Source organism: Psychrobacter sp., assembly GCF_036731945.1.
Taxonomy (GTDB): domain Bacteria; phylum Pseudomonadota; class Gammaproteobacteria; order Pseudomonadales; family Moraxellaceae; genus Psychrobacter.
In genome coordinates this window covers 41,351-44,291 of the sequence record NZ_DAINDI010000015.1, presented here as the reverse complement: position 1 = coordinate 44,291, position 2,941 = coordinate 41,351, and the positions used below count along the sequence as shown (strand labels likewise).

Below are 2,941 nucleotides of genomic sequence, written 5' to 3'. Positions count from 1 at the left end.
GAGATGCTAGAAGCTTACATCGCGCTGAAGCAAGAAGAAGTGCAGCGCGTCAATATCACCGTACATCCTGTTGAGTTTGATTTGTACTATAGCTGCTAATCTATAGCTAAAGCGCTAAACTCTCGCTAAATAAAAAAACCAGTTAAGGAAATCTTAGCTGGTTTTTTTGTGGGCAATTAAAGTAGACGTTTAATTGTTAAATTTACTGTGTAGTCATTGCTGATTTAATGGCAAAAATATCGCATAATGGTTGCATCTATATATTAATAACAAATCGCTTTAGGCTGACTGACTATGATTTCATCATTAAAAAGTACTGTTTTTTTAAATAAAAGGTTGTCGCTAAGTCTGCTGACAGGTCTGGTTATTAGCACCGCCAGTCTTTATGCACCAATGGCACATGCTGCTGCTATTTATAAAGTTGTCGATGAAAAGACCGGTCAAGTGACCTTTACCGACCGTCCGCAAAACTACGAACAGCAAGCTGGCAAGCAAATTAGCCAAACCAGCGTCATGACTGGCAATGATACTGTGGGTGCAAACAGTTCTAGTCAAACCAACAATGCCAACAATCAGCCTATCAATACTACTCAACCACCTGCTGCTAACACAACTGGCACCACTGCTAATAGTGACACAACCGCTAATAAAGCGCCCATTAATTATCAGCTGACGATAACAGAGCCTAGCGAAGAGCGGGCTTATCGTCGTCCGGTACAAAGCATCGATATCAAGGTGCAAGTAAAACCAGCACTACAAGCAGGCGATAGCGTGAGCATTTACTTAGATGGTAACGAAGTGGCGCAAGGTTTGAGCGCTTCGATTGCCACCGTTGATATTCTACCGGGTGCGCATAATATTAAAGCGGTGATAAAAGATAAAAAAGGGCAGGCAGCAAAACAGGTCGAGCGTACGGTTTATGTCATTCAAAATACCCAAACCTTGCAAAAAAAGAAGAAATTAGCAGAGCAGCTGTTGGCGTATCAGCGCCTACCTTGGCACCAAAAAGTGTTATTAAAACTGCGTCAAGATGGCAAGCAGCCCAATATGTTGTCATTTACTAAGCCAATAGTTGATAAGCCAATAGCAGATAAACCCATGACCCTTGAAGAACCGATAAAAAAATAACCTTGAATCTCTTGATTAAGTATTAATAATAAAAATATAGCTATAAAGTAAGGGCAGTCGCTGTATTCAGCGGCTGCCCTTATTGTTAAAAACCATTTTTTATAACCGTCATTATCTTATTTAGACAACTCAATCGTACCATTAGCTGTCACTGAAATGGTACTGTTGCCCGATTCAAAATTTTGGCTTGGGACAGCATTATCCATAGCAACTGATTCGGCTCTCATGCTATACATAGGGCGAGGGTAATTATTATTGTTGGTATTTAAGTTAACGGTTACCACACGATAGCCGCGCGCATCCCATGCACGGGTCAGGTTTTTAGCCTGCTGCTGAAAGGCGCGTGAAGCATCGGTCATAAGCTTTTGCTCAAGCGCGTCTTTTTTGGCATCTGAAACCCCAAAGTTTAGATTTTCCATCACTAAGGTTTGCTGTAAGTCTGCAATCAGCTGGCTGGTGGCGACAAAGTCCGTACTCTTTAAGTCGATACTTGCTTGTCCTGTCCAACCAATGATTTTGTCGTTTTTATCGTAGCGTGGGTAGGTGCGCTGCTGGCCAGTACTGACCGTCACGCTTGGGTAGCGTTTGGCGATTTTCATCGCGTTATTGATCGAAGTATTAAGCGTGGTCGCTAGCGTTTTAGCATCTGATGCTTGCGCTTTTTTATACATAGTGGCGCGAACTTCATCGTTCTGGACTTCCTCTTTGACTTCTGTCTGAAAGGTCAGCTGATCATAGCCTGTAGGTTCTGCATGGGCGCTACCTATCATCGCTGTTAGTAGGGCAGCGGTACCCGTAGCAAGTGCGGCTTTGGTCATCCAAGTGTTTTTCATAATTATCTCCTAATTAGTGCTAGTAATGGTCATCATAGTTGTATGAGGGATATGGTTAGAAAACTCATTTTTATATGAGTGTTTTTTGTATTGGTTTTTATGCAACATACCTTGACTAAAATAGCAAAAAATCAACAATTTGCTATGAGAATTTTGTCAGTTAAGTTGCTGTTTAAATTTGGCTATATTGTCACTTGCACGTAGTATTGATAAGGTTGTTTATCGCCTAAAGCAAACAGTTTGGCAATGGGGGTTGTAATAATAAAAAAATCTTGTATAATCTGCAACTGGTGGCTCCATTGGTAGCCTCGCAACATTGTTCTATGAATCCCGCCAGGACCGGAAGGTAGCAACGGTAATAGTTATAATGTGTGCCGAGGATGTGCTGATGGAGTCGCTTTTTTTTGTCTAAAATTTGCTGATAGTCCTGCTATATCGCTTTAAACGAGTCAAACCTCATAATAAGCCCTTCATTGTAAAGGGCTTTTTTTTCGCCTGCATTTCGTCTGATTTTAAACTTCAAACAAAATATATAGGTTAAAATACAATGTAGTAACCTTTAATAACAATATTGTGAACAAAAAACCTCTTGGAGTCTGATAATGAAAATGTTCGTTTGGCTATTCATTGCAGTGGTGGTATTGATTGTGGTCTTTGGGGTGTCAGTATTTAATAAGCTGGTACGTGCCCGCAACCAAGCAAAAAATGGCTTTGCACAAATCGATGTACAGCTAAAGCGCCGTCATGATTTGATTCCAAATTTGGTCGAAACCGCCAAACGTTATCTGAGCCATGAAGAAGAAACGCTGACCCGTGTGATTAATGCGCGTAATCATGCCCAAAGCTTACAAGATTCTAGCAAGCATCAGCCAGATTCGCTTGAACATATGGCGTTGTTTGCCAAAGCAGAGGGTATGTTGTCGAAAGCCTTAGGGCAATTCTCAGCGGTTGTGGAGGCTTACCCTGAGTTAAAAGCAGAT

The 2,941-nt window shown here is 41.3% G+C and carries 4 protein-coding genes and 1 other RNA gene; 4 read left to right on the top strand and 1 reads right to left on the bottom strand.

Translation table 11 applies throughout. The features are described from left to right. A partial coding sequence (locus V7D75_RS04785) for a hypothetical protein (protein ID WP_333613634.1) occupies nucleotides 1–99 on the top strand: 99 nt, incomplete at its 5' end. Between the two features lie 195 nt (nucleotides 100–294). Further along, entirely contained in the window at nucleotides 295–1,128 is an 834-nt protein-coding gene (locus tag V7D75_RS04780) for a DUF4124 domain-containing protein (protein ID WP_333613627.1), read from the top strand. A gap of 116 nt (nucleotides 1,129–1,244) precedes the next feature. On the opposite strand, the gene V7D75_RS04775 is transcribed toward V7D75_RS04780, so the two are convergent. Continuing rightward, nucleotides 1,245–1,961 carry an SIMPL domain-containing protein gene (locus V7D75_RS04775; protein ID WP_333613626.1) on the bottom strand — a complete coding sequence of 239 codons (717 nt, stop codon included), beginning with the start codon at nucleotides 1,959–1,961 and terminating at the stop codon, nucleotides 1,245–1,247. A gap of 297 nt (nucleotides 1,962–2,258) precedes the next feature. On the opposite strand from V7D75_RS04775, the gene ffs reads away from it, so the two are divergent. Further along, nucleotides 2,259–2,355, top strand: an RNA gene (gene ffs / locus V7D75_RS04770) — signal recognition particle sRNA small type. A 208-nt stretch (nucleotides 2,356–2,563) separates the two neighbouring features. Beyond that, nucleotides 2,564–2,941: LemA family protein (locus V7D75_RS04765; protein WP_333613625.1), on the top strand; the 378-nt coding region annotated here is incomplete at its 3' end.